Below are 25,838 nucleotides of genomic sequence, written 5' to 3' on the forward strand. Positions count from 1 at the left end.
TTTCTGCGTTACCTCTTCAATTTCCGCTATGCATTTCTTTTTCATGACTTTCAGGCTCGGTCTGCTCATAGTGGTGGTCTGCATCGCCCTCAGCTCCTGTTCCAAGCTTTTTTCTCCCCGCGGAAGCGGAGAAATACCGGACACGGACCAAACGGAAACGCTCCTGAAAGCGCATGTATTCCACCTGGCGGATACCATCGGTGAACGGAACGTCTACCACCCCGGCTCCATGGAGCGTTCCGCCCGCTACATTGAACAAAAACTGGAGGGAATGGGTTATGCCGTCACGCGCCAGGCTGTTCATATCCCGCCCTCCGGAGAATTCGGCGCCGTAAAGGACTGGACGGCATATAATCTCATCGCCATCAAGAAAGGAACCTCCCCCCGGCCCAAAATGCTCATCGTCGGCGCGCATTACGATACCAAAGTGGGCATGGACAACTGGCACGACCACGGTCCTGCCCGGCCTTCCCGCACCGGAACTCCGGGAGCCAATGACAACGCTTCCGGCGTAGCCGCCCTGCTGGAAACGGCACGTGCCCTTGCAGCAACTTCCACCCTCCACGATGTTTGTCTGGTGGCCTACGCCAATGAAGAGCCTCCTTTTTACCAGACGCCCGCCATGGGCAGCGCAGTACATGCCAAATCCGTCTCCCATCATTCGGGCAGGGAAAAAATCATTGGCATGATTGCCCTGGAAACGCTGGGCTGCTATTCCCCCCGGGTGAATAAAAAACGCCAATCCGCCGTGGTTGCCGGATTGGCCGGCCTGCCGGACCGCTGCGACTATGTTGCTTTCCTCTCCACCAACACGGGCCGCAAACTGGCACGCTCCTGCGCGGAGGAATTTTCCGCCTTGAGCCGCTTTCCGGTGCGTTCCGCCGTGTTCCCGTATTACACCCGCGGCGTTTCCTGGTCTGACGACTGGGGATACATGAAGGAAGGCATCCCCTCCTTTGCCGCCACGGATACGGCCTTCCTCCGCTGCGACGATTACCATGAAACCAGCGATACGGCTGAAAAGCTGGACTATCCCCAGTTTGCAGAAGTGGTGCAGGGCCTTTCCAAACTCGTCATTTCACTGGCCAACAAACCATGAACAAGAAACAGATATTATTCTCCGCGCTTTTTCTGACATTCGTCTGCGCTTCAGCCGGGGCCGTTCCGCCTGAGCCGTCCGCGCTGAGCGCCTTCTGCCCTCCCTCAGAGGGAAAAGCCTTTCACTCCGAATGGATTTCCCTGGGGCTCAAAGCGGCGGATCTGAAAGAAAAACAAGCCTCCGCCGGACACATTACGGACGTAGGAGAAGCGCAAATCCAGCTTCACTTTCCCGCCGGATGGAGTCCGCAGGACAAGCGCACGGCCCTGTGTATTTTTCCGGGAGGGGGGTATGCCATCCAGGCCATTGAAAAGGAAGGGAGCCGCATTGCCGGCTGGGCGGCGGAACACGACATGGTGGGGGTTGTCGTGAAATACCGCGTTTCAGGAACCGGCAATGCCCTGGGGAAGTTTCCCGGTCCCCTGCTGGACGCCCGCCAGGCTCTGAGGACCGTGCGGAAAAACGCCTCTTCCCTGGGAATTGACCCTCTTCGCATCGGCGTCATGGGCTTTTCCGCTGGCGGCCATCTGGCGGCCATGGCCTCTACGCTGTGGAACCGCACCCTGCCGGAAGAAGCGGAAAATCCGCTGAAAAACATTTCCGCCCGTCCGGATTTTTCCATGTTTATTTATCCCGTCATTACCATGGCGCCCCATACTACCCACGGGGGAACGCGCAACAAAATATTGGGGGCCCATCCATCCCCTGCCCTGGAGGAGATGTGTTCCGCAGAGAGACAGGTGACGGAGCAGGCGCCGCCGGTGTTCCTCGTCCACGCTCTGGATGACGGCGTTTCCTGCGCCAACAGCAGGCTGATGGAACAGGCTTGCCGGGAAAAGGGGGTTCCCGCCAGTCTGAACTTCTATCCCACGGGAGGCCACGGGTATGGCATGGAAAAACGCGGACATCCCACGGATCAATGGCCTGAAGCCGCCGAACAATGGCTCAGGGAACAGGGATTCCTTTCTTCCCCGTCTTCTGCCCGCGGGGGTGCGCCCTCCGGAGCGGACACTTCCTCCGGAACACGACGGGAATGAATGTGCTAGGACCGGCGTGTGCCGCACCGCAGGGTTGACCGGAACCGGGCCCGGTGGTACTTTTTCCGGGCATGAGTGCGCCCGAAAAGAATTACAAAGACACCATCCTGTTGCCGGAGACCGGTTTCCCCATGAGAGGGGATCTGACGAAAAACGAACCCGTACGCCTGAAAAAGTGGGAAGACACCGGGCTGTACGAACGAATTTTGTCCCGCAGGATGGCACAGGGCGCACCCCGGTTCCTCCTTCATGACGGCCCCCCCTTCGCCAACGGGGACGTGCACATGGGTACGGCCCTGAACAAAATTCTCAAGGACCTGGTCCTGAAATCAAAAACCATGGCCGGTTATGCCGCCCCCTATATTCCGGGCTGGGACTGCCACGGCCTCCCCATCGAATTCAAGGTGGTTCAGAAGGCCCGTGACCTGGATGCGGCGGAAATCCGCCGACGCTGTGCGGAATTCGCCAAAGGCTTCATTGACATTCAGCGCACTTCCTTCCGCCGCCTGGGCGTGTTCGGCGACTGGGAGAATCCCTACCTGACCATGAAGCCGGCGTATGAGGCCAACATCCTGCGCGTGTTCGCCAAACTGGTGGAAGACGGAGCGGTGTACCAGAGCCGCAAACCCGTCCAGTGGTCCTATGGGGCCTATACGGCGCTGGCGGAAGCGGAAATCGACTACAAGGAAAAGGTCAGTTCCTCCGTTTTCGTGCGCTTCCCGCTTCTGGACAATCCCCTGGGCCTGAAAGCATCCATGGTCATCTGGACCACTACTCCGTGGACACTGCCCGCCAACGTAGGTCTCGCACTCCATCCGCGTTTCACCTACGTGGCAGGCAGGTTCATGAAAGACGGCCAGACGGAAAACCTCGTCATCGTCAAGGATCTGCTGGATGCCTTCGCTCAGAAAACGGGCTGGGCTCTTGCGGAAACCATTCGTGAATTCAAGGGAGCCGAACTGGAAAACTGCGAGGCCCGCCATCCCTTCCTTTCCCGCACGTCAACAATCATCCTGGCGGACTTTGTCACCACGGACACCGGAACCGGCATCGTCCACATCGCTCCCGGCCACGGCGCGGACGACTATAACGTGGGACGCCAATACGGACTGCCCGTCCTCTCCCCCGTGGACGACGACGGCAAATACACGGAAGAAGTGGGCGTGCCCTCCCTGGTGGGCAAACATGTCTTTGACGCCAACAAGGACATCATTTCCATGCTGGAACAGGGCAACAACCTCTTCGGCGTGGAAGAATACCGCCACCAGTATCCGCACTGCTGGCGTTCCAAGACGCCTATTATTTTCCGGGCCGTGGAACAGTTTTTCATCTCCATGGACAAGCTCCGCCCGCAGGCCCTGGAAGAAATAGACAAGGTGCAGTGGCTGCCCTCCTGGGGCCGCAACCGCATTTACGGCACGGTGGAAGCCAGGCCGGACTGGTGCATCTCCCGCCAGCGCACCTGGGGCGTGCCGCTGCCCGTCTTCTTTGACGAAAACGGCAAAGCCGTCCTGGACGCCGCTCTGGTTCGCAAAATCGCGGATATGGTGGAGAAACACGGTTCCAACATCTGGTTTGAACTCTCCGATGAAGACCTGTGCGAACGCCTCGGCTTGCCGAAGACCTGGAAAAAGGGCAAGGATACGCTGGACGTCTGGATTGATTCCGGCAGTTCCCATATGGCCGTCATGGACAACCGCCCCGGGCTGGACGCGCCGGCGGACCTTTACCTGGAAGCTACGGACCAGCACCGCGGCTGGTTCCAGAGTTCCCTGATGCTTTCCGTCGCCTGGCGCGGCAAGGCTCCGTACAAGGCCGTAATGACCCACGGCTTCGTCGTGGACAAGGACACCGGGAAAAAAACCTCCAAATCCGACGCCAAGAGCGGCAAACCCATTGACGCGGCCTATTACTACGACAAATACGGCGCAGACATCGTGCGCCTGTGGGCCGCCTCTGTGGACTGGCAAAATGAAGTCCCCTTCGGGGAAGACCTCTTCAAGCAGGTGACGGAACCCTACCGCCGCCTCCGCAACACCCTGCGCATCCTGCTGGGCAACATCAGCGGATTCGATTTCGCCGCGCAGGCAGTCGCCCCGGAACACATGCCCCTCCTGGACCGCTGGATTCTGGAACGCCTGAACGCCGTCATCAGGGAAACGCTGAAGGCCTATGAAGCCTATGACTTCCGCAAGGCGTTCAGCGCCATCAACCAGTTCTGCACCAGCGACCTGTCCGCCCTGTACGTGGACACCACCAAGGACCGCCTGTACTGCGACTCATCTTCCTCCGTGCGCCGCCGCGCCACACAAACGGCCATGACCATCATCTTCAAGGCTCTGTGCCGTCTGCTGGCTCCCATCCTGGCCTTCACGGCGGATGAAGCCTGGGAATACGCGGGATATGAAGGCAGCGTGCATGAGCAGGACTTCCCCGCCCCCATGCCGGAATATGATACCCAGGAGGCGACCTCCGTTATTTCCCGTCTCCAGGAAATCAAGTCCGTCATTCAGGTAGCCATTGAAGAACAGGTGAAAGCCAAGGTGTTTTCCAAAAATAATGAGGCATCCATTACCCTGACCGTTCCCGTGAATGAGAGCGAAGACGTCGTGGCGCTTCTGGAAGACCGGGCGTTTGCCACGGAATTCTTCATCATCGCGGACCTTGACGTGAAAACCGGTCCGGAACTGGCAGCCTCCGCCGCAAAAACAGAACATGCCATGTGCCCGCGCTGCCGCCGGTATGAACCGGCGGCGGAAGGCGGGGACGTATGCGAACGCTGCGCGGAAGTTCTTTCCTGAACCGCATCCACTCCATTTTCCGACCTTTATATGGACCCCCAGACGGAAAAAGAACCCGCCCCCCATAAAAAGACGCCCCCCGGCTGGCTCTGGTGGAGCTTGCTGGGCGTAGGGCTGTATGCGCTGGACCAGGCCAGCAAGCTGTGGATTATCCGCCGCTTCCCGCTGAACTACCTGAACGAAAAGCTCCATAAGTACGCCTATCTGCCGGACTTTCCGGGCTTCCAGCACATCAATGCGGACGGCACGCTGGACTTCGCCACGAACGGACGCATGCCGGAGGCGGAACTGGCGCGGCTCCCGGACCTGAATCCAAACACGGTGGACGCCCTGAACAAACTGAGGGAACTGGAACCCATTTCCTTCCTGGACGGAACCATGAACATTACCCGCGTGCACAACACGGGCGTTGCTTTCGGGCTGGGGAACGGCACCGTCTGGTCCAGCTATCTTTTTCTGGCAGTTCCCGTGCTCGCCATCGTGGTCCTGGTCGTGCTTTACCGGAAAAACTTCTTCCACACGGCATGGCTCAAGCTGGCCTATGTCCTGCTGCTGGCGGGCGTAGCCGGCAACCTGACGGACCGCCTGATTCAGGGCTTCCTGATTCCGTATGAGCAGCAGCACGGTTTCTTCACCAAGCTGATGAACGGTTACGTGGTGGACTTCATTGACGTCACCATCCCCCTCTTCAACTACCGCTGGCCCGCCTTCAATGTGGCGGACTCCTGCATCTTCGTAGCGGCAATTATTTTCTTCATCGCCAGCATTTTCTCCGCCAGGAATAAAGAAGAAAAAACATCCTGAAACGCCCATGACCACCCGGCTCGTTATTCTGTCAGGACTGCTTTTGTGCGGGAGCCTCGCCTCCGGCAAAAATGAATTGTCCTTCAAGGAAACGGTGGTTCCGGTAAAGGTGGCTCCGGACCAGGACAGCATCACGGCATCCTTCTCCTTCACCAACACTTCCGGCACCCCGGTCACCATCAGTAAAATCCACGTTTCCTGCGACTGCACCACCGCCGGAGCGAAGGATAACAAGCTGACGTATGCCCCGGGGGAATCCGGCGTCATCAGCGCCGTAATGAAAACCGGCAACTTTTCCGGCACCGTGGACAAGGACATGACGGTGTACGCCAACGGCTCCGCCTACAAGCTGGTCATACGCGCGCAGATCCCGGACATCATCCGGATGGAACCCCGCAAGCTGGAATGGGCCAGAGGAGAGGCCGCCGCGCCCAAAACCATAAAAATCACCATCTCCAAAGAACTGCCCGTCAACCTGACCACGGTGGATTTGACGGGAGACGCCTTTGACTACGAACCTGTGACCGTGAAAAAAGGCAGGGAATATAAAATCATCGTCACTCCCAAATCCACGGCCAGGCCGGCCTTCAACACCATCTGGGTGCGCACGGATTCCGCCGTGCCGCGCTACAAACGCCAAATGGGGTTCCTGGCCATCAAGGAAAACTGACATCCGCCCTTCCTTCCATGAGAGACGCCTTTTCCTCCGCTCTGAAACTCCTGCTGGCCGTATTTCTGCTGGCCGTAGGCGTCGCCGCGCTGGATCTGCGCGTCATCCAGCCGTTCCGCACGCCGCCCTGCAACCCGGAAACTCTGGAGGAAGGGCACGTGTGCCTCTCCCAGGTATTAAAGGAATGGCCGGGAAAAATCCTCTGGATAGATGCCAGAAAGCAGGACGACTTTGAACGCCATACCGTCACCCGGGCCCCCGTTTACCCCATCCGTCCGGCGGATGCCAATTACCAGGAACTCCTGGCGAATGCCATGGAAGCCCTGATGACGGCAGAGGACAGGGGATTCTGCATCGTCATCTTTTGCAGCAGGGACTGCACCTCCAGCGCGGCCGTGGCCAATGAACTGAAAAAGCCGGAATACGGCATCCGCGCGCCCATTTTCATTCTGGAAGGAGGCTGGGATGAATTGCGCAAAGAACCCTCACTAGTACCATAGCCATGCTTGACACAGCAACCATTCGCCCGCAGTTCCCCATTCTGGAAACCAGCGTGCACGGCAAGCCTCTCATTTACCTGGATAATGCGGCCACTACGCAAAAACCCCTGGCCGTGCTGGACGCCATCCGCCATTACTACGATACGGAAAACGCCAATGTGCACCGCGGCTCCCACTACCTGAGCCAGCTCGCGACGGAAGCGCATGAAGAATCGCGGGAAACGGTGGCGCGGTTCATCAACGCGCCGGAAACGGCGGAAGTCCTGTTCACTTCCGGCTGCACGATGGGCATCAACCTGGCGGCGGATACCATCGCCGCGTCCGGCATGGTCAAACCGGGAGACGAAGTCATCGTAACCGCTTCCGAACACCATTCCAATATCGTTCCCTGGCAAATGCTGTGCGAACGCACGGGCGCCGTCCTGAAAGCGGTTCCCCTGACGCCGGGCCAGACTCTGGACATGGAAGCTTACCGGAACATGCTTTCCCCACGCACCCGCATCGTAGCCGTGGGACACGTTTCCAATACGCTGGGAACGGTTAATCCCGTGAGGGAAATGGCCGCGCTCGCCAAGGAGAACAGGCAGGAAACCATCGTGCTGATTGACGGAGCCCAGGCTGTTTCCCACATGAATGTGGACGTTCAGGAACTGGGCTGCGACCTGTACGCCTTTTCCGGCCACAAGCTGTACGCGCCCACCGGCATCGGCGCGCTGTGGGGAAAAAGGGAGCTGCTGGAGAAACTGCCGCCGTGGATGGGCGGTGGGGAAATGATCAAGGAAGTCACCTTTGAAAAAACCGTTTACAACGACATCCCTTTCAAATATGAAGCGGGAACGCCCAACATTGGCGGGGCAGTGGGTCTGGCGGCCGCCATCCGCTACGTCTCCGGGCTGGGCTTGGACAACATTGCCGCCCATGAACAGAAACTGACGGATATGGCGGTGGAAGGCCTGAAGGCCATGCCGCGCCTGACCGTACTGGCCCCGGACGTGCCGCACAGCGCCGTGGTCTCCGTCCTGGCGGGGGGCATCCACCACTATGACCTGGGTACGTTGCTGGACCAGATGGGGATTGCCGTAAGAACCGGGCACCATTGCTGCCAGCCGCTCATGTGCGCCCTGGGCACCACCGGGACTACCCGCGCCTCCTTTGCCCTGTACAATACGGAAGAGGAAGTGCAGACCTTCCTCAAATCCATGAACCGGGCGCTGGACATGCTCTCCTGAATAACCCTCCCTTCCCTGCTTATTTACACCGCGCATCATGAAAACGGTTTCCATCCTTCTCTTAGGACTGGCCATAAGCCTTTCCGGCTGTTCCCTGCACCAGCGGCAGGAAATGGAGTACGCCCATTACCAGGATGACGCCGCGGCTATCCGGGAGGCCTATGCCGCATGGCTCATTCTTTCCTCTCCCAACCGCAGCCGGGAATGGCCGGAAGCCCGGAAAAAATACAATGCGTGCATTCGGGAGCTGGCCGCCCACCTGAAGGAAGCCAAACGCAAAGGCGGCATGGATGAGAAGAAGCGCCTAAGCCTTCCCTTCGTCATTGAAAAATCTCCCTATGCCAGGGACAGCAATCCGTGGTTCTATGAGGCCATTTTCATGTCCGATGAAGTGGACCCCTCCTTCCGCCTGCGCGAAAGCGTGACGGTAGAGGGAATGGGCATACCGCTGGCGGGGCTGGCGCCCCGGGGCGGTTCCCGCCCCCATGCCAACGTGCTTAAGGACAACGGCAACGTGCACACGCTGACGGCCATTCTGGACTTTGACCGCATGGTGGACGGGAAACCAACCCTCCGCACCATTCCGCGCCTGATGAATGAGCACATCTTCATTGGCAAAAATAAGGTGCGGCAGCCTCTGGCGGCCAATTTTTCCGTCCCCATCGCTCTCTTCTGGAAGCTTTCCGACGCAGACGGAACGGAACTGCTGGGGGCATTCCGCCCCAAAAAGGCCATCAATACGATGGGGCTTTATTTTTCCGAACCCTATGACCCCCGGAAAATACCCGTGGTTTTCACCCACGGCCTGATGTCCGGCCCCGCCACCTTCGCTAACCTGACCAACCGTCTCCTGGTGGATCCGGTCATCCGGGAAAACTACCAATTCTGGTTCTTCGGCTATCCGTCCGGGCTGGCCTGGACCATTCCGGCCAGCAGGCAGCGGCAGGCCCTGAAGGAGCTCATGCAGGAATACAATCCCCGCGGAACATCCAGGGAAATGAACAACATCGTCATGGTGGGACACTCCATGGGCGGCCTCATCACCCGCTTCAATAACTCCACCAAACCCTGGACGCTGATGAAGGGAGTATTTGAGCTTTCTCCGGAAACGTTTGAGGGAATGACGCTGGAAAACTGGAAGAAAGGAATGGCCCCCCTCCATTATGATGAACAAACGCTTGAACGGCTCCAGAATAATTTCATCTTTTCCCCGCCCCAGGGAGTCACGCGCATCGTGTACATGGCCACCCCGCACCGCGGTTCCACTTTCGCGGACAACTGGATAGGAAGACTGGGCCAGCGCCTGATCGACCTCCCCTCGGACATGCTGGAAGAAGTCACCCGCATCGCCACTCTCAGCCGCGGCATGTTCCTACTCAACCCCCTGCAACTGAAGGACGAGCTGACCAGCATCCGCCAGCTTTCCCCGAATTCATCCCTGGTCAAATACATGTCGGAGCTGCGCGGCTCCCCAAATGTTCCCGTTCATTCCATCATTGGAGACAGGGGCAGGAACGACACTCCCAATTCCTCCGACGGAGTGGTCAAGTACCACTCATCCCACCTGGACTGGAGCGCCAGTGAAAAAATCGTTCCGTCCGGGCACAGCGTGCAGGATGACCCGGCCTCCGCCTTGGAACTGCGGCGCATCCTCCGGGAACACCTGGTCAAGGTCAAAGGCCGTAAAACGCTCGAAGAAGCGGACGCGAAAGCCGCCACTCCCGTATGGCAGGCCAATCCCTCGCCGCCTATCATCCTGAAAAGGCCCTGATGCAGGGGACTGTTTCTCCTTGTCCATGCAAGGCCTCCTTCCCTTCCCCCCTTCTGCTGTTCCTGCTGATAACAGCAGCCATCTTCCAGTCAAACGGCCACGCCTCGGCGATCCTGTTTCCGGGTTCCTGTATGTCCCGGCTTTAACGGTTGGAACGCCCTCGTTCATCCACCCTCCCTGCCGCTCCCGGAAAAAAACAGGAACCCAACAGGATTTACCTTGCCGCGGGCATCTGCGGCAACATGCCGCCGCGGCGGTTGAAACAACTGAAATTTTCCCCGCTCATTACGGCCTGTTCCTGGCTGCCCTGATTTGACTGGCCGGTTACGGAAAAAGGCGCGCTCCATCCGGGCATGATTGGCGTCCGTTCAGCATCAGGGCGTCCCGCCATCAAAATATGCCCGCTTATAGAGTTGCTTCCGTAGGGGAATTTAAGGTAGAGTGGGAATCAATACTATTCCACCTCCCTTTTCCATGTCTGCCGACGATTCCTTTCCCATGGACCAGATTTCCTCTCTCTTTCCCCAATTGGAAAATATTCAGCTTGTCGGAGCCAAAGGCCCCCAGCAAATTTTCACAGCTACCCTGAAATCCAACTTTGCTCCCGTCATGCTGCGGGTGGTTCCCACGGAAGAAGCCGGCATCTTCGGCTGGGATCCTGAATTCATCGTCCGCTCCCTCACCATCGTGGAACAATCCCACCAGGGGCTCCTGCGCGTTTATGAAGTAGGACAGGCGGGGCCGTTTACTTTCATCATCTCCGAACACCCCCCCTATCCGCGGATGGCGGATATGGAAACCCTTCCCCAAATATCTCCCCAGGCGGCGCTCAACCTGGTGCGCAACATGGCGGAAGGACTGCTGACGCTGCACCGGAAAAACATTTTTCACGGGGGCATCACGCCCAAGCTGATTTGCCTGCGCGAAGACGGCGGAGACGCCCTGCTGCTGCCCATCAATATTTATCCTGCCCAACCTCCGGTGGACATGGGGGACTTCGCCTCTCCGGAGTGGGTCACCGGAGCGGAAACCACGTTCACGCCGGGCATGGATATTTACGCACTGGGGCTGGCGCTCTACATTCTGCTTACCCGCAAAACGCCGATGGAAGCGGGCTTTGCCATGCCCTCCTCACTAATCAAATGCAGCGATGCCGTGGATTCGGCAGTCTCCCGCGCCATCAATCCGGATACCCGGGAACGCTACCGGGACCTGGGGGATTTCATCACGGATCTGGATAAAGCCATTGCCAATCCTTCGGGAAGAAATGCGGCCTCCATCCCTCCACCGTCATCTTCCCCGGCCATTCCGGCCCTGAACATGCAAAAAGGGCAGTCCAACATCTATTACTATCTCATTCCGGCCCTGATCGTGGGCATTGTGCTGACCTATACCTGCATCCTGTATAAGAAGGATGTCGTTAGAATGCGCAATGACTATAATGAACAGGTGCAGAAGGAAAATAACGCGAAAGCGGAAGCGGCAAGACAAGCGAACAGGGACGCGCGCCGCCACGCTCCGGCCACCGCGCAAAACACCGCTGCGGCCATTCCTTCACCTGTTCCGGCCGCGCGTCCGGCGCAGACGCCGGCAGTTCCCAAAGTTTCCGCGGAACCCGGCAAAATCAATTGGAGCCTTCAGCCCGGCGTCAAGGTTCGCCAGAGTTCCAACCGCAACATGCTGGGAGCTTACGGTCCGAAAAAGGCCGTTGACGGCAATACCAGCTCCAGGATTTCCGACGTTTCAATCAGCGCCACAGGCGTGGTTGAAGGGAAAACCGCCTGGTTCGGCATTGACTTCGGCAGGGAGACCAACCGCACCATAGAAAAGGTAGTCATTTACACGCCGGCCAACCTGACGCTGCTGGGCACTATGGAAAAATTCAAGGTAATCCTCTACGGCAATGACAAAAACGTGCTGGCGGAAAAAACCTTCAGTACCACTCCTTCGGAAAAATCCACCAACGTCACTTCCTGGAAACTGGACGCTCCGGTCAAGGCGCGAGCCCTGCGCGTGGAATCCGCAAATCCCTCCCAGCCGCTGGCGTTGACGGAAGTGGAAGCGTACGGACCGGAAGATGCGGAGGACACACCGGCTCCCGCACCTGCGGAAAAATAATTATCCACGCAGCCCTGCTCCCGCTTACCCCCCTCCGGGGGCCATGCTGAAAACCGCCGTTTCCTTTCCCCTTCCCGGAAAGCAGGTTGGGGCAGGGCCTGATGGAATGTCACACGCTAAGTTCCTGGTTTGGCTTCGCGTATGAAATTTTCCGGTTTCTGCTCCATTCTCCGGAAGCCATCCAGGCCCGGACGGAGGAAAATCCGAAAAACGTATTTGCGCCGGACCGGAAATAGCCGCCCCTCTCCACCTTCCCCACCCCGGAAAAACGCTCTCATCCCCATATGGCTCCCGGGGAAATATCCTGAAGCGGCTGTCGTCCCTGTGGACCCCTTTCCCATTCAGGAAAAACAATACTCCGGAAATAAAAAACCCGGCGCCGCCTCACGGCGGGCCGGGCCAGCAAAATAGCAATTCTTCCGATTACCGGTTGGCAGACTTCACAATCATGGCATCCTTGCCGATGCGGCCGCGCAGATAGTGAAGTTTGGCGCGGCGGACTTTGCCGCGGTTCACGACTTCAATCTTGGCAATGCGGGGAGTATGCAGGGGGAATACGCGTTCCACGCCTTCACCGTAGGAAATTTTGCGGACGGTGAAAGCTTCATTGATGCCGGAACCGCGCTTGGCGATCACAATGCCCTGGAAAATCTGGATACGTTCCTTGCCGCCTTCAATAACACGAGTGTGAACCTTGATGGTATCACCTACGTTAAATGGGGTCACATCCGCCTTGAGTTGCTCTTGCTCGATTTTGTTGATAATGTTCATCTTGTGTTATCTATTGCTGGTGAATATCAGTAAAAGGAAAACTTACGGGACGCAGAATATGAGCCATAATCCCCTAAAAGGCAATCCAAATTTGCCGTACGTCCTTAATTTATTTTTCCGGCGGGTCCGGCGGCGGAGCCACTCTGGCAAGCCATTCCTCCAGCGCCGGAAGAAAAGCGGAGGAAGACATGAGGCCCCGGATGCCGTCCGCCCGCTGCAGAAAAGCCTTGTTGCCGCCCCGGGCCCGTTCCGCCATCAGGATTTCCAGCAGCAGGCGCGCACGGGTGCGGGCGTCAGCCGCGCCGTCCAGGGCGGAGGAAAGGAGCTCTCCGGCGCGGGCCGGTTCCTTCCGGTACAGGCATTCCAGCGCCAGAGCTTCATAAAGGCAGGAAAAAGGGGCCTTCCGGGCGGACTCCATCAAACGCGCGGAACGGTCCTTCCAGCGGTCTCCGAACTGCACGGAGGAAGCCCACCACCCCTGGAAATAACGGTCTTCTTCCGTCGGCTCCACGTCCATATCCTTCATGCGGGCGTATGGACGGTACAGGGGGTCTCCGAACACCAACCCCTGCCAGGACAGCACAGGCATGCTCATCCAGGAAGCCTCCGCCACGGTATAGCCGTCCAGGAGGCGGTCCACAAAAATATCAAAGCGGTGGCAGGCGCCCAGGAACGGCTCATACACGTTTCCCACCGTCACAGCAGCCCCCTTCTCCAGCAGGGCGGAACTCCATCCCCTGCCGGGGACCTTGAAATCGGCGGCGCTGAAGGAATGCAGATGCATGGCTATCGCCCCGGGCCGGAAGCGGAACGAAGGATCCGAAAACGGTCCGTTCGCATTCCCCGCATACCACCCGCAGTAAAGAGCCGTATCCCGGCTCAAGGGGAATTTTTCCGGCAGGGTCTGGGGCCAGTCATCCAGATAAGCGGGAATGCCCGCCTCCCTTACGCGCTCGAACACGTCGTCCAGCCACCGGTCCCCCTGGGCATAGGGGCCGCCCCGGTCCACAACGGCCCACCCCCATAAACCTTTTTTCTCCACGTTCGCCGGTTCCGCCACCAGCCGCATGCAGGTATCGGGCGTCAGTCCGTCCAGGCGGCATACCAGAAACGAAGGAAGGCCGGAACCCACAAAATCCTCCCTTTTATTAAAATAGGGATTCACCTGCCAGGACTTCCTTTCATAACCGCCCACCGCCAGCAGAGCCAATTCGGAATCCACCGCAGCGCGATCCGTCTGCATCTGGTTGACGCCTTTCCCGGGAAGGGGAGCGGGCGTTTCATGCCGTATCTTCATCGGCAGGTCCGCCATCAGCACCAGCACAAAAATCTTCCGGTTCATCAAGGGGGAGGACGCAATGCCGGAAGGCACCCACCACCGTTGTTTCCGCGCCGCCTCCAGCAGCGGGACGCGGATCGTATCCTCATACTCCTTCCGCGAAATCTCGCTGGTCGTGGGGCAATCCAGGGAAACGAGATTCCCTTCCGGAACGCCGCGCACCCGCGCATACTCCCTGGCCATGCGGCGGCTCAGCTCGGATTTTCCGTTATAAACCACGGCCACATGAGCGGGCAGCAGCTCATAGGCACACGAGGCGGAAAACCACGACGCCAGCAGAAATAACACGGCTAATCCACTCTTGAACATGCCCCTACCATACCTCATCTTCCGGGGCAATCAAGCAGGTGAAAGGGGCGGCCACGAATTCGCCATTTTTCCGCTTTTCGCTTCACATCCTAAAAAAATACGCTTTAATAACTCTTGATGTATTGCAGGCCTCCCCCCTGCATTCCCTATAACCATCACACGCATATGATTCAGCAAATTGACCATATCGGCATCGCCGTCAAGAGCCTTGACGCCACCGTCCCCTATTACCGCGATGCGCTCGGGCTCGGAGAGCCCCACATTGAGGAAGTTCCCACTCAAAAGGTCCGCGTCGCCATGTTTGACGTTGCCGGAGTCCACATCGAACTGCTCGAACCCACCTCTCCGGAAAGCGCTATCGCCAAGGCTATTGAGAAAAAAGGGGAAGGCATCCACCACATCGCTTTCAAGACCAATGACATCGCCGGAAATATCTCCCAGGCCAAGGAAGCAGGCCTTACCGTGCTGAACGACCCGCCCGTCCCCGGCGCTCACAACACGCAGGTCACCTTCCTGCATCCCAAGTGCACCTTCGGCGTCCTGACCGAATTCTGCCAGCACCCCGGCGGCTGCGAATGCGGCAAGTAACATTCTCCCTATTCACCATACCACTATACCAATGGCTATTGATCCCAAATTGATTGACGATCTGAACAGCCGCCGCAAGAAGGTAATCCTCAGCGGCGGTCAGGAAAAGATCGACAAGAGACATGAAAAGGGCGAAATGACAGCCCGCGACCGCATGGGGTACCTCTTTGAGGAAGGCACCTTCTCGGAAATCGGCATGCATGTGCGCCACAACTGCCACAACTTCGGCATGGGCAAGAAGGAAATCCCCGGCGACGGCGTCGTTTCCGGCTTCGGCCTGGTGGACGGCCGTCCGGTGGCCTGCGCGGCCTCCGACTTCCTGGCCCAGGGCGGGTCCCTCGGCTACATGCACGCCATGAAAATTGCGGATGCCCAGAAGTACGCCCTGAAAGCCGGCATCCCGATGGTGACCGTGAACGACTCCGGCGGCGCGCGCCTCCAGGAAGGCGTGGCGGCCCTTTCCGGCTATGCCCAGGTGTTCTACAACAATGTGCTTGCCTCCGGCGTGGTTCCGCAAATCTCCATGATTCTGGGTCCCTGCGCGGGCGGCGCGGCCTACTCCCCCGCCCTGACGGACTTCATCATCATGCGCAATTCCGGCAACGCCGGCATGTACATCACCGGCCCCAAGGTGATTGAACAGGTCACGTATGAAAAATGCACGATGGATGACATCGGCTCCGCCGCCATTCACGCCACCGTATCCGGCAACGTCCATTTCGTAGCGGACAGCGACGCGCACGCCATGGACATCCTGAAGAGGCTGCTTTCCTTCCTTCCTTCCAACAACACGGAAGAACCGCCTCACAAACTGGACACCCCGCTTGACCTGAGCGCAGACGAAGGTATGAGCGACCTGATTCCCGGCGACAACCGCACGCCGCTGGACGTCCAGCCCATCATCAGCCGCCTGGTGGACAACGGGGACTTCCTGGAAGTGCATAAGGACTTCGCCAAAAACGTCGTCGTCGGCTTCGGCCGCATCTGCGGCGTAGTAGTCGGCATCATCGCCAACCAGCCCAACGTGAAAGCCGGCTGCCTGGATATCGACTCCTCCGACAAGGCCGCGCGCTTCATCCGCTTCTGCAACGCGTTCAATATTCCGTTGGTGAACCTGGTGGACGTGCCCGGCTTCCTACCCGGCAAGAACCAGGAACGGGGTGGCATTATCCGCCACGGCGCCAAACTCATCTTCGCCTATTCCCAGGCCACGGTGCCCAAAGTCACCCTGATCATGCGGAAAGCCTACGGCGGCGCCTACATCGCCATGTGCTGCAAGGACCTGGGCGCTGACGCCGTCTTCGCCTGGCCCGGCGCGGAAATCGCCGTCATGGGCGCGGAAGGCGCCGTTCCGGTGCTCTACGGCCGTGAATTGAAGGCTGTGGAAGACCCGGCGGAAAAAGCCAAGCGACAGGGAGAACTCCTTGAAGAATACCGGGAAGCCTTCTACAACCCGTATGTGGCGGCCGGCATGGGACAGATCACGGAAGTCATCAATCCGGAAGAAACCCGCGCCAAAATCGCCTTCGCCCTGCGCACCCTGCTGAACAAGAAGGAAGTGCGCCCGGCCAAGAAACACGGCAACATTCCGCTCTAACATCCATCTCAACGGATTCATATGTTACTCACAACACTCGCCTTTGCACAGGGCATCGCCAACGTCATGAACAATCTGAACTATCAGATTGTCGGCATTATGGTGGTCATGATGTGCCTGGGTGGCCTGGCCGTCATTCTGACCATCAGCGGCTCCATCGCCGCCGCCATTCAGAACAGGGCCAAAGCCAAAACCGCCGCTCCCGTGGCCGCGCCTGCCGCCGCCCCCGCTGCGGCGGGCAAACCGGGCATGACTCCGGAAATGCTCGCCATCCTCTCCGCAGCGGTGGACTCCGCCATGACGGAGCTCACGCCGGAAATGGTGGCCGTCATCTCCGCCGCCGTGGACGCGGGCCTGGACGGCATGAGCCACCGCATTGTGGAAATCAAGCAATCCCCGGGCTCCGGCTATGCGGCCGCAGGCAGGGCGGAAATCTTCGCCTCCCACCGCATTCGGCCTTCCCGTTGAACTACAGCATTATTCACCCTTACCCCGCCCCGGCGGGAACCATTTAACTTAATACTCCATACCATACATTATCATGAAGAAACTTCGCATCACCGTAGACGGCAAGGTATTTGACGTATCCGTAGAACTCCTGGACCAGGTATCCTCCACTACCGCAGCCCCGGCCCCCGCACCTGTGGCCGCTCCCGCTCCTGCCGCATCCGCACCCGTGGCCACCCCGGCTCCGGCTCCGGCTCCCGCACCTGCGCCCGCTCCGGCCGCCGCCGGCGCAGGAGACGTTCCCAGCCCGCTTGCCGGGAAGGTCGTCTCCCTGGACGTGGCAGCAGGCGCACCCGTGAAGGCCGGTGACCAGATTCTGACGCTGGAAGCCATGAAGATGAACACCATCATCTACGCTCCCGCCTCCGGCACGCTCACCGCTTTCTGCGTGAACCCGGGCGACACGGTTCAGGAAGGACAGGCACTGGCCAAAATTGGTTAATCCCGGCGGCGGCAGCCCGGAAACGCCAACAGTCCCGGGCTCCGGCTCAAATAATAAACCGCTACAATAACATTCCGTATGAGTCTTTTTGATTCATTAATCACCTTTTTACAGGGGATGGGCGTCTTCTCCCTATCATGGCAGATGGTAGGGATGTGGGGCATTGCCATTCTCCTCCTGTATCTGGGTGTAGCCAAGCAATACGAACCGCTCCTGATGGTTCCCATTGCTTTCGGCGCCCTCATCGCCAACATTCCGGACAACGGAATGCTCATCACCCAGCTGAACCAGCAGGTCATCTCCTCCAATGAACAGGGGGAAGTAACCTCCACGTCCCTGAACAACGTGGGCTACCTGCGCGTTCATGTGGCTCCTCTGCAGCAGACGCCCGCCAAGGTGCCGGCCAATCTGACCACGCCGGAAGCCCGCGCCCAGTATCTGGAAACCATGCAGCAGCCCATGCAGGTTTATCCCGGCAGCCAGCTGACCGTTTCCAAAATCAAGTCCGTGCGGGAATCCCAGGAAAAAGCCAAAGCTGACGCCGCCCGCCTGGGAGACGACAGTCTGACGGTGGATCCCAACCTGAAGGACTTCCAGAACGTGACGGAGGACAACGGCAATGAGCCGGTCTTCCTACTCACGAACGGAGAAGGAACCACCGTCGTCCGCCAGCAGGGCGTCAATTACTTTGACACCAGCGGCAACCGTGTTCCCGTGGACCTGAAAACGCAGAAGCTGGAACCCCTGGTGGTTTCCGCCGCAGGCAAATACGTGGCCGTAGGCCAACATACCCAGGAACTGCTGGTCACCTCCATCCACGGGGGCCTGTATGACTGGATCGGGCTGGGCATCAAGGCTGAAATTTTCCCGCCCATCATCTTCCTGGGCGTAGGAGCCCTGACGGACTTCGGCCCGCTGCTCGCCGCACCGCGCACCCTGCTTCTGGGCGCGGCGGCCCAGGTGGGCGTAGCCGCCACGTTCTTCATGGCCCTGTTCATGGGCTTCAACCCGAATGAAGCCGCCTCCATCGGCATCATCGGCGGAGCTGACGGCCCCACTTCCATCTTCCTGACGATGAAGCTGGCTCCGCACCTGCTGGGCGCCGTGGCCGTGGCCGCATACACGTACATGTCCCTGGTTCCGCTGATACAGCCGCCCATCATGGCGTTGCTGACGACCAAGAAGGAGCGCCTCATCCGCATGAAATCCCTGCGGACGGTCAGCAAGAGCGAAAAACTGTTCTTCGCCGTGCTGGTAACCATTGTCACCATTCTGCTGATTCCGGACGCATCCCCGCTCATCGGCATGCTGATGCTCGGCAACTTCCTGCGCGAATGCAAGGTGACGGAACGCCTGGTTCAGGCCTCCCAGAATGAAATCATCAACATCGTCACCATCTTCCTGGGAACCTCCGTGGGTCTCACGATGCAGGGAGACCGCTTCCTGCAGGCGGAAACGCTGCTAATCATTCTGCTGGGCATTGTCGCCTTCGGCGTAGCCACTGCGGGCGGCGTCATCGCCGCCAAGCTCATGAACCTCATCTGGCGCAAGAATCCGGTCAACCCCCTCATCGGGTCCGCAGGCGTCTCCGCCGTCCCGATGGCGGCCCGCGTCTCCCACAATGTGGGCCAGAAGTACGACCCCTCCAACTATCTGCTCATGCACGCCATGGGCCCGAACGTTGCAGGCGTGATCGGCACCGCAGTCATCGCGGGCTACTACATCGCCACTCTGGCGAAATAACCAGAATTGAAAATTACTCCCGGCCTCGGCCCGTCCCATGAATTCCGCAGCCTCATTTTCCACCCCTCCGGAGGAGGAAGGACCATGCGGCGACTGGACTTATCATGAATGGGCCGAGGCTTTTTCCACCAATGACCTGGCCCGCTCCCTGCCCCCGGGGCATATTGCCGTCTGCCGCGTTCAGACAGGAGGCCGCGGCAGGTTCAACCGCAAATGGATAGGGGAGGAAGGCGGCCTGTGGGCATCCTTCACCGTTCCCCTGTCCGCTCCTGCGGATACAGCGGCCGGCGTGCACTGGGGCCATTTGCCCCTGGTTGCGGGGCTGGCCCTGTTCAACATGCTCCGCGGCATGGGGCTGGATTCCGTGCGCCTGCGCTGGCCAAACGACCTGCTGGCGGGCAAATCCAAACTGGCGGGAATACTGGTGGAACGCCCGGCGGAAAACATGGCCGTCATCGGCATCGGCATCAATGTTTTCAATGATGTAGCCTCCATCGCCGGGGAAATCAAGGACCCTCCGGCAAGGCTGGCGGATCTTGTTCGGGACTGCCCTTCCCTGCACGCCGTCATGGCTTCCCTGGGCAGTCATTTGAACCAGGTTCTTTCCGTCTTTTCCCACGGCGGCGTCTCTGCCCTTCAGGAGGGTCTGTCCCGGGCATGGGCCGGAGAAAGGCCGGTTTCCATTCTTACGGATGACGAAACCGTCCGGGGTATTTTTACAGGGATTGACGATCAGGGCAATCCTGTGCTATCCCTTCCGGCCGGCGCCGTCCGCACCATTCCGGCGCACCTGATTAACAGGCTCCTCGAAGAATGAGCCTGCCGCTCCGTTTTTACACGGGGTTTCTTTCTTTTTTCATCCAACAAAAATCACTGACATGAGTTACAAGGTACTGACACCAGAAGAAGCAGCAAGCCTGATCAAGCATGGCCACCATATTGGGCTGAGCGGATTCACGCCCGCCGGAACGGCCAAGGCCGTTACGGCTGCGCTGGCAAAAATCGCAGAAGCGGAACATGAGAAGGGGAACCCTTTCCAGGTGAGCGTCTTCACCGGTGCTTCCACCGGCGATTCCTGCGACGGGATCCTTTCCCGGGCCAAGGCAATCCGCTACCGCGCTCCCTACACCACCAACGTTGATTTCCGCAAGGCGGTGAACAACGGGGAAATCGCCTATAATGACATCCATTTGTCCCAGATGGCCCAGGAAGTGCGCTACGGGTTCATGGGCAACGTGGACATCGCCATTATTGAAGCCTGTGAAGTCACGGCCGACGGCAAAATTTACCTGACGGCCGCGGGCGGGATCGCTCCCACCATCTGCCGCCTGGCAGACAAAATTATCGTGGAATTAAACGCCGCCCACAGCAAGAGCGCCATGGGCCTGCACGACGTTTACGAACCCCTGGATCCTCCCTACCGCCGCGAAATTTCCATCTTCAAACCCAGCGACCGCATCGGCAAGCCGTACATCCAGGTTGACCCGAAAAAGATTGTGGGCGTTGTGGAAACCAACTGGCCGGATGAAGCCCGTTCCTTCGCCGCAGCGGATCCCCTGACCGATAAAATCGGGCAGAACGTGGCCGATTTCCTGGCTGCCGACATGAAACGGGGCATCATTCCCTCCACGTTCCTGCCTCTCCAGTCTGGCGTGGGCAACATCGCAAACGCGGTGCTGGGCGCCCTGGGCCGCGACAAGACGATTCCCGCGTTCGAGATGTACACGGAAGTCATCCAGAATTCCGTCATCGGCCTGATTCGGGAAGGCCGCGTGAAATTCGGCAGCGCCTGCTCCCTGACCGTGACGAACGACTGCCTGGAAGGCATTTACAGGGATATGGACTTTTTCCGCGACAAACTGGTGCTCCGTCCCTCGGAAATATCCAACAGCCCGGAAGTTATCCGCCGTCTCGGCGTCATCTCCATCAACACCGCCATTGAAGCCGACATTTACGGGAACGTCAACTCCACGCACATTGGCGGCACGAAGATGATGAACGGCATCGGCGGGTCCGGCGACTTCACGCGCAACGCCTACATCTCCATTTTCACCTGCCCGTCCGTTGCCAAGGACGGCAAGATCAGCGCCATCGTCCCCATGGTTTCCCACCATGACCATACGGAACATGACGTCAATATCATTATTACCGAGCAGGGGGTCGCGGACCTGCGCGGCAAGAGCCCGAAAGAACGGGCCCAGACCATTATTGAAAACTGCGTCCACCCGGATTACAAAAACATCCTCCGGGATTACCTGAAGCTGTCCGACGGCAAAGCCCAGACACCGCAATCCATCAGGGCCGCTTTGGGCATGCACGCCGAACTGGCCAGAAGCGGAGACATGAAGAATGTCGACTGGGCCCAGTATAAGTAATTCCGCATGCCGTCATTCGCATTGGCATCCATGAATTCACGTTAACCCCTCAGGACCGCTTCCGCAAAGGGAGCGGTCCTTTTCCTTTTTCCCATCCCCTCTACTCCTTCTCTTCACCATGAACTGGATGATTTACCCGGCAGCCAGGGCTTTCATCAAAGTCTGCGCCGTTCTTTTCGGCGCGGGCGCAGCAGCGGCAGTCCTCATCCATCTGTTCATGCCTTTTTTCCTCCGCTCTCCCCGGACAGCCGCACCCTTCCTGCTTTTGGGAACAGGGGCGGAATTGCTCTCCATCCTTTCCCTGTCCTTCCTCATGTTCTGGGGCGCCAGAGTCCTGCTGGCCTCCCGCGGAAGCAGAATAACAAGAAATCTGAGCATGCTGGCCTTCCTGCCCGCCCTGTACGCCCTCCTCATTCCGTTTGCGGGCATGCCCGTCCCATCGCAATATACGGAAATGGACAGGGTTTGGGAGGCCGTCCTCCTTCTGGCGGCCGTCACTTCTTTCTTTTCCTTCCCTTATACGGCGGGATACGAAGCCGCAGGCAGGAGATTATTCCTGGCCTGGGGCATCGCGGCGGCAGGCTGCGGTTTGCAGAGCGCCCTGTTTTTTCTTGCCGTCCTGTTGCGTCAGTTCCTGTCCACCGCAGTTCCCTCCCTGGCAGCGCCTGTTGCATGGCTGGCCGTTCTTCTGTCCTGCGGCCTGGAAATCATGCTGGCGGCCCTTTCCGTTCTTCTGGCGCAGCGCCTGTTTAAAGAGGTCATGTCCATAGCATCCATGCCGGAACCGATTGATCCCTCCATGCCGGGCAACCGTCCCTGACTTTCCTATCCCTCCGTTTTTACCGGCCTGCCGGAAGAGTACCCTCATTCCCCGGCATGTACCCTCATTCCCCGGCATGAAAGGCTTTTACGGCTTCGCGCAAAAAGCCGTCCGGAAATTTCCGCCGGTGGAACGGAATCCGTATGGAAAGCATTGCCGGAAAGCAAACCGCCCCACCCCGGAAAGCCGCGGGTTCGCAGGGACACCCCTCCCGTTCCCACGCCGGCGGCAGACAACCCTATTTCACCAATTCATCCAGATAACGGCCATAACCGTTATTATTCATGGCTCCGGCCTGGGAGCGCAGCATTTCCTGGGAAATCCAGCCGTTATTAAAGGCTATCTCCTCCAGGCAGGCTACCTTGAACCCCTGGTGGTGCTCCAGAGTACGAACGAACATGGAAGCCTCCAGAAGGGTATCGTGCGTGCCCGTATCCAGCCACGTATAGCCGCGCGCCAGTTTTTCCACGCGCAACAGGCCCTGCTTCAGGTATTCCTGATTCACAGAGGTGATTTCCAACTCGCCGCGGGAAGACTTGGGAATCCGTTTGGCTATCTCCACCACCCGGTTGTCGTAAAAATAGAGGCCCGTCACCGCAATATCCGATTTGGGCCTGAGCGGTTTTTCCTCAATGGAAACCGCCTTCCCCTCCTCATTGAATTCCACTACCCCGAAACGCTGCGGGTCATGCACCTGGTAACCGAAAATGGTCGCTCCGCTCGTCAGTTCGGCGGCCCGCTTCAGCTTCTCCGTCAGGCCGCGCCCGTAAAAAATATTGTCCCCCAGCACCAGGGCTACGGAATCCTTTCCTATGAACTCCTCTCCAATAATAAAGGCCTGAGCCAGCCCCTCCGGCCTGGGTTGTTCCCTGTATTCAAAGGAAACGCCGAACCTGCTGCCGTCCCCCAGCAAATCCCGGTACAGGGGCAGATCCCGGGGCGTGGAAATAACAAGGATTTCCCGTATTCCGGCCAGCATCAGCACGGAGATGGGATAATAAACCATCGGCTTATCGTAAACGGGCAGCAATTGCTTGCTGACGGAAAGCGTAACGGGATGCAGCCGCGTGCCGCTTCCCCCGGCCAGAACAATACCCTTCATATCAAATTCCTAGCCATTGGTTCCAAGACGTTCCAGGCGGTATTCCCCGGACAGGATGCCCCGCCACCATTCCTCATGGTCCAGATACCACTGAATGGTCTTTCTGAATCCGGAAGAATGGTCCTGGCGCGGAATCCACCCCAATTCCCTCCGTATTTTGGAAGCGTCAATCGCATAGCGCAGGTCATGGCCCGGCCTGTCCTGCACAAAGGAGATTTGCTCCCGGTAGCTCCGGCCGTCCGGCCGGGGCCGCAGTTCATCCAGATGGGAACACAGCAGCTCCACCAGTTCCAGATTGGTCTTCTCGTTATTGCCGCCGATGTTGTACGTCTCTCCGGGTTTTCCGCAGGAAACGACCGTCAGCAGCGCCTCGCAGTGATCCCCCACATACAGCCAGTCCCTCACGTTTTCCCCTTTGCCGTATACAGGGATGGGGGCCCCGCCCAGCGCTTTCAGGATAACGACGGGGATCAGCTTTTCCGGGAACTGGTAAGGGCCGTAATTGTTGGAACAGTTGGTGATCAGCACGGGCAGCCCGTACGTATCGTGCCAGGCGCGCACCAGGTGGTCGCTGGAAGCCTTGCTGGCGGAATACGGGGAATGGGGGCGATACGGCGTGGATTCCGTGAACAGGCCTTCCTTTCCCAGGGAGCCGTACACCTCATCCGTGGAAATGTGATGGAAGCGGAAGCGCTCCTTTTTCTCCCCCTCCAGGGAGCGGTAATATTCCAGGGCGGCCTGAAGCAAGGAAAAAGTGCCCATGACGTTGGTGGTCATAAAGTTTCCCGGATCGTCAATGGAACGGTCCACATGGGACTCCGCCGCCAGGTGCATTACCCAGTCCGGCCCGTACTCCCGCAGGGTGCGGCTCATCAGGGAAGAGTCCCGGACGTCGGCGTGCAGAAAGCGGTATGCCGGGGAATCCGCCAAACCGTCCAGGGAATGGATGTTGCCGGCATAGGTCAGGGCGTCAATATTCAGGACTTCATGGCCGCGCTCCAGCAGCAGCCTGACCAGATTGGAGCCGATGAATCCGGCGCCGCCCGTAACGATAACTTTCATAGCACTGTTTTCAGGGAAAGATGCGGCGCCATCATACAGCAACGGCGTTTTTTTTCAAAACAAATCCGCCCATGCCGCGGGAACGTGGCGGCATGGGCGGGAAAAAGCGGGTTCCGTAACCGCTGAGACGGCTAGCAGCTCAGCTCCCGGCAAAGGTTGATGATATCCTGGTTCACGGAGTACTGCTGCCCGGCAACGGAATCCAGGGAGGCATAGCCGTACTGGCCGTCATGATACACCATGATCTGGTTGATGTCCCCGTTGTTCAGAGCTTCCACGGCGCGGGTGGCAAAGCGGGTGCCCATCAGGCGGTCACGGGCAGTGGGGGAACCGCCGCGCTGCACATGGCCCAGCACGGTCAGGCGGGTATCCATGCCGGCGCGTTCCGTCAGCCAGCGGGTCAGGTACTGCGCCACGCGGGTGCCTTCCGCCACCACGGCAATGATGCAGCTTCCTTCCTCATTGATGACAGGCTGGAGGCGCTTGTAAATGGATTCCAGGTCATACGGAATTTCAGGGACAATGCAGATATCCGCCGCGCTGCAAAGAGCGGTGGTCATCGCCAGATAGCCGCAGTCCCGGCCCATCGTTTCAATCACGAAAGCGCGGTGATGGGAACGGGCCGTATCACGAACGGAATCAATGCAATCCAGAATCACGTTCTGGGCCGTATCCACGCCCAGGCAGTAGTCCGTGCCGGCAATGTCGTTGTCAATCGTGGCCGGAATACCGGCAAAAGGCACTTCAAAATCATTGAAAAAGTCGTTCAGGGCGCGGAAGGAACCGTCCCCGCCCATGATGATGAGCTTGTCGATGTTGCGTTCCTTCAGATGCTCGTAGGCCTGCCTGCGGAATTCGTAGTCGAAAAAGCGCTTGGACCGTGAGGAACGGAGGAGAGTTCCGCCCCTGTAGATCATGTCGCTGGTCAGCTCCCGGGTAGCTTCCTTGATTTTTCCATCAATCAGCCCTTCCAAGCCGTCATAAACAACGTACGGGTTCATCCCAAGCTGGCGGGCATGATCCACTGCCGCCTTGATCGCCGGGTTCATTCCGGCGGCATCGCCGCCAGACGTCATAATGGCTATTCCACTCATAAGTAATAAGGTTAACTTGTCCGGGGGGAAATGTTACCGGGCGGAACAAATAATGCAAGC

Annotated in this window: 22 protein-coding genes; 17 read left to right on the plus strand and 5 right to left on the minus strand. The window is 58.7% G+C overall.

Features of this window, described 5'->3' with window-relative positions:
* The first annotated feature begins 43 nt into the window (after positions 1 to 43).
* The 9 genes from BHW66_RS01305 (at position 44) to BHW66_RS01345 (ending at position 12,029) form a co-directional block, all read left to right on the plus strand.
* A complete protein-coding gene (locus tag BHW66_RS01305; RefSeq protein ID WP_180975880.1) occupies positions 44 to 1,099 on the plus strand; it encodes a M28 family peptidase in 1,056 nt (351 codons plus the stop codon).
* Positions 1,096 to 2,136: an alpha/beta hydrolase gene (locus BHW66_RS01310; protein WP_102758955.1), complete on the plus strand. Its 1,041-nt coding sequence runs from the start codon at positions 1,096 to 1,098 to the stop codon at positions 2,134 to 2,136. Before BHW66_RS01305 ends, BHW66_RS01310 begins: the two co-directional genes overlap by 4 nt.
* A 71-nt stretch (positions 2,137 to 2,207) precedes the next feature.
* Complete coding sequence (gene ileS / locus BHW66_RS01315; protein ID WP_046434839.1) at positions 2,208 to 4,937, plus strand: isoleucine--tRNA ligase; 2,730 nt, start codon at positions 2,208 to 2,210, stop codon at positions 4,935 to 4,937.
* A 30-nt stretch (positions 4,938 to 4,967) separates the two neighbouring features.
* Positions 4,968 to 5,741 (plus strand): signal peptidase II, encoded by a 774-nt coding sequence (locus BHW66_RS01320; RefSeq protein WP_215833596.1) that lies wholly within the window; start codon positions 4,968 to 4,970, stop codon positions 5,739 to 5,741.
* A 7-nt stretch (positions 5,742 to 5,748) separates the two neighbouring features.
* Positions 5,749 to 6,411, plus strand: a complete 663-nt coding sequence (locus BHW66_RS01325; protein WP_065529543.1) for a DUF1573 domain-containing protein — start codon at positions 5,749 to 5,751, stop codon at positions 6,409 to 6,411.
* A 17-nt stretch (positions 6,412 to 6,428) separates the two neighbouring features.
* Positions 6,429 to 6,911, plus strand: a complete 483-nt coding sequence (locus tag BHW66_RS01330; RefSeq protein WP_046434838.1) for a rhodanese-like domain-containing protein — start codon at positions 6,429 to 6,431, stop codon at positions 6,909 to 6,911.
* Between the two features lie 2 nt (positions 6,912 to 6,913).
* Positions 6,914 to 8,140, plus strand: coding sequence for a cysteine desulfurase (locus BHW66_RS01335; protein ID WP_065529544.1), 1,227 nt, complete (start codon positions 6,914 to 6,916; stop codon positions 8,138 to 8,140).
* Positions 8,141 to 8,177: 37 nt separating this feature from the next.
* On the plus strand, positions 8,178 to 9,911 hold the full coding sequence (locus tag BHW66_RS01340) for a hypothetical protein (RefSeq protein ID WP_102759794.1): 1,734 nt from the start codon (positions 8,178 to 8,180) through the stop codon (positions 9,909 to 9,911).
* A 474-nt stretch (positions 9,912 to 10,385) separates the two neighbouring features.
* A complete protein-coding gene (locus BHW66_RS01345) occupies positions 10,386 to 12,029 on the plus strand; it encodes a discoidin domain-containing protein (RefSeq protein WP_046434833.1) in 1,644 nt (547 codons plus the stop codon).
* A gap of 423 nt (positions 12,030 to 12,452) precedes the next feature.
* On the opposite strand, the gene rplS is transcribed toward BHW66_RS01345, so the two are convergent.
* On the minus strand, positions 12,453 to 12,800 hold the full coding sequence (gene rplS / locus BHW66_RS01350) for a 50S ribosomal protein L19 (protein WP_012419257.1): 348 nt from the start codon (positions 12,798 to 12,800) through the stop codon (positions 12,453 to 12,455).
* Between the two features lie 109 nt (positions 12,801 to 12,909).
* Positions 12,910 to 14,448 carry a TIGR03790 family protein gene (locus BHW66_RS01355; RefSeq protein ID WP_046434831.1) on the minus strand — a complete coding sequence of 513 codons (1,539 nt, stop codon included), beginning with the start codon at positions 14,446 to 14,448 and terminating at the stop codon, positions 12,910 to 12,912.
* 165 nt (positions 14,449 to 14,613) lie between these two features.
* On the opposite strand from BHW66_RS01355, the gene mce reads away from it, so the two are divergent.
* The 8 genes from mce to BHW66_RS01395 all read left to right on the plus strand — a co-directional run bounded on the left by mce (position 14,614) and on the right by BHW66_RS01395 (position 22,520).
* Positions 14,614 to 15,036: a methylmalonyl-CoA epimerase gene (gene mce / locus BHW66_RS01360; RefSeq protein WP_022197871.1), complete on the plus strand. Its 423-nt coding sequence runs from the start codon at positions 14,614 to 14,616 to the stop codon at positions 15,034 to 15,036.
* Positions 15,037 to 15,067: 31 nt separating this feature from the next.
* Positions 15,068 to 16,633 carry an acyl-CoA carboxylase subunit beta gene (locus BHW66_RS01365; protein ID WP_022197872.1) on the plus strand — a complete coding sequence of 522 codons (1,566 nt, stop codon included), beginning with the start codon at positions 15,068 to 15,070 and terminating at the stop codon, positions 16,631 to 16,633.
* Positions 16,634 to 16,654: 21 nt separating this feature from the next.
* Complete coding sequence (locus BHW66_RS01370) at positions 16,655 to 17,101, plus strand: OadG family transporter subunit (RefSeq protein ID WP_022197873.1); 447 nt, start codon at positions 16,655 to 16,657, stop codon at positions 17,099 to 17,101.
* 73 nt (positions 17,102 to 17,174) lie between these two features.
* The gene (locus BHW66_RS01375; RefSeq protein ID WP_046434828.1) at positions 17,175 to 17,582 is read left to right on the plus strand and encodes an acetyl-CoA carboxylase biotin carboxyl carrier protein subunit; all 408 of its coding nucleotides are present in this window, start codon (positions 17,175 to 17,177) and stop codon (positions 17,580 to 17,582) included.
* Positions 17,583 to 17,735: 153 nt separating this feature from the next.
* On the plus strand, positions 17,736 to 19,325 hold the full coding sequence (locus tag BHW66_RS01380; protein ID WP_094140835.1) for a sodium ion-translocating decarboxylase subunit beta: 1,590 nt from the start codon (positions 17,736 to 17,738) through the stop codon (positions 19,323 to 19,325).
* 37 nt (positions 19,326 to 19,362) lie between these two features.
* Entirely contained in the window at positions 19,363 to 20,142 is a 780-nt protein-coding gene (locus BHW66_RS01385) for a biotin--[acetyl-CoA-carboxylase] ligase (protein WP_022197381.1), read from the plus strand.
* Positions 20,143 to 20,203: 61 nt separating this feature from the next.
* Positions 20,204 to 21,700, plus strand: a complete 1,497-nt coding sequence (locus BHW66_RS01390; RefSeq protein WP_046434827.1) for an acetyl-CoA hydrolase/transferase family protein — start codon at positions 20,204 to 20,206, stop codon at positions 21,698 to 21,700.
* 118 nt (positions 21,701 to 21,818) lie between these two features.
* Positions 21,819 to 22,520, plus strand: coding sequence for a hypothetical protein (locus BHW66_RS01395; RefSeq protein WP_143246753.1), 702 nt, complete (start codon positions 21,819 to 21,821; stop codon positions 22,518 to 22,520).
* A 238-nt stretch (positions 22,521 to 22,758) separates the two neighbouring features.
* Here BHW66_RS01395 and rfbA read toward each other — a convergent pair whose 3' ends face one another.
* From rfbA to BHW66_RS01410, 3 genes are all read right to left on the minus strand, one after another.
* The gene (gene rfbA, locus BHW66_RS01400) at positions 22,759 to 23,622 is read right to left on the minus strand and encodes a glucose-1-phosphate thymidylyltransferase RfbA (protein ID WP_046434821.1); all 864 of its coding nucleotides are present in this window, start codon (positions 23,620 to 23,622) and stop codon (positions 22,759 to 22,761) included.
* Positions 23,623 to 23,631: 9 nt separating this feature from the next.
* A complete protein-coding gene (rfbB, locus tag BHW66_RS01405) occupies positions 23,632 to 24,684 on the minus strand; it encodes a dTDP-glucose 4,6-dehydratase (protein WP_046434819.1) in 1,053 nt (350 codons plus the stop codon).
* A 131-nt stretch (positions 24,685 to 24,815) separates the two neighbouring features.
* Entirely contained in the window at positions 24,816 to 25,778 is a 963-nt protein-coding gene (locus BHW66_RS01410) for a 6-phosphofructokinase (protein WP_046434818.1), read from the minus strand.
* Positions 25,779 to 25,838 lie beyond the last annotated feature (60 nt).

The sequence above is a fragment of the Akkermansia sp. 54_46 genome (assembly GCF_001917295.1).
GTDB lineage: Bacteria > Verrucomicrobiota > Verrucomicrobiia > Verrucomicrobiales > Akkermansiaceae > Akkermansia > Akkermansia muciniphila.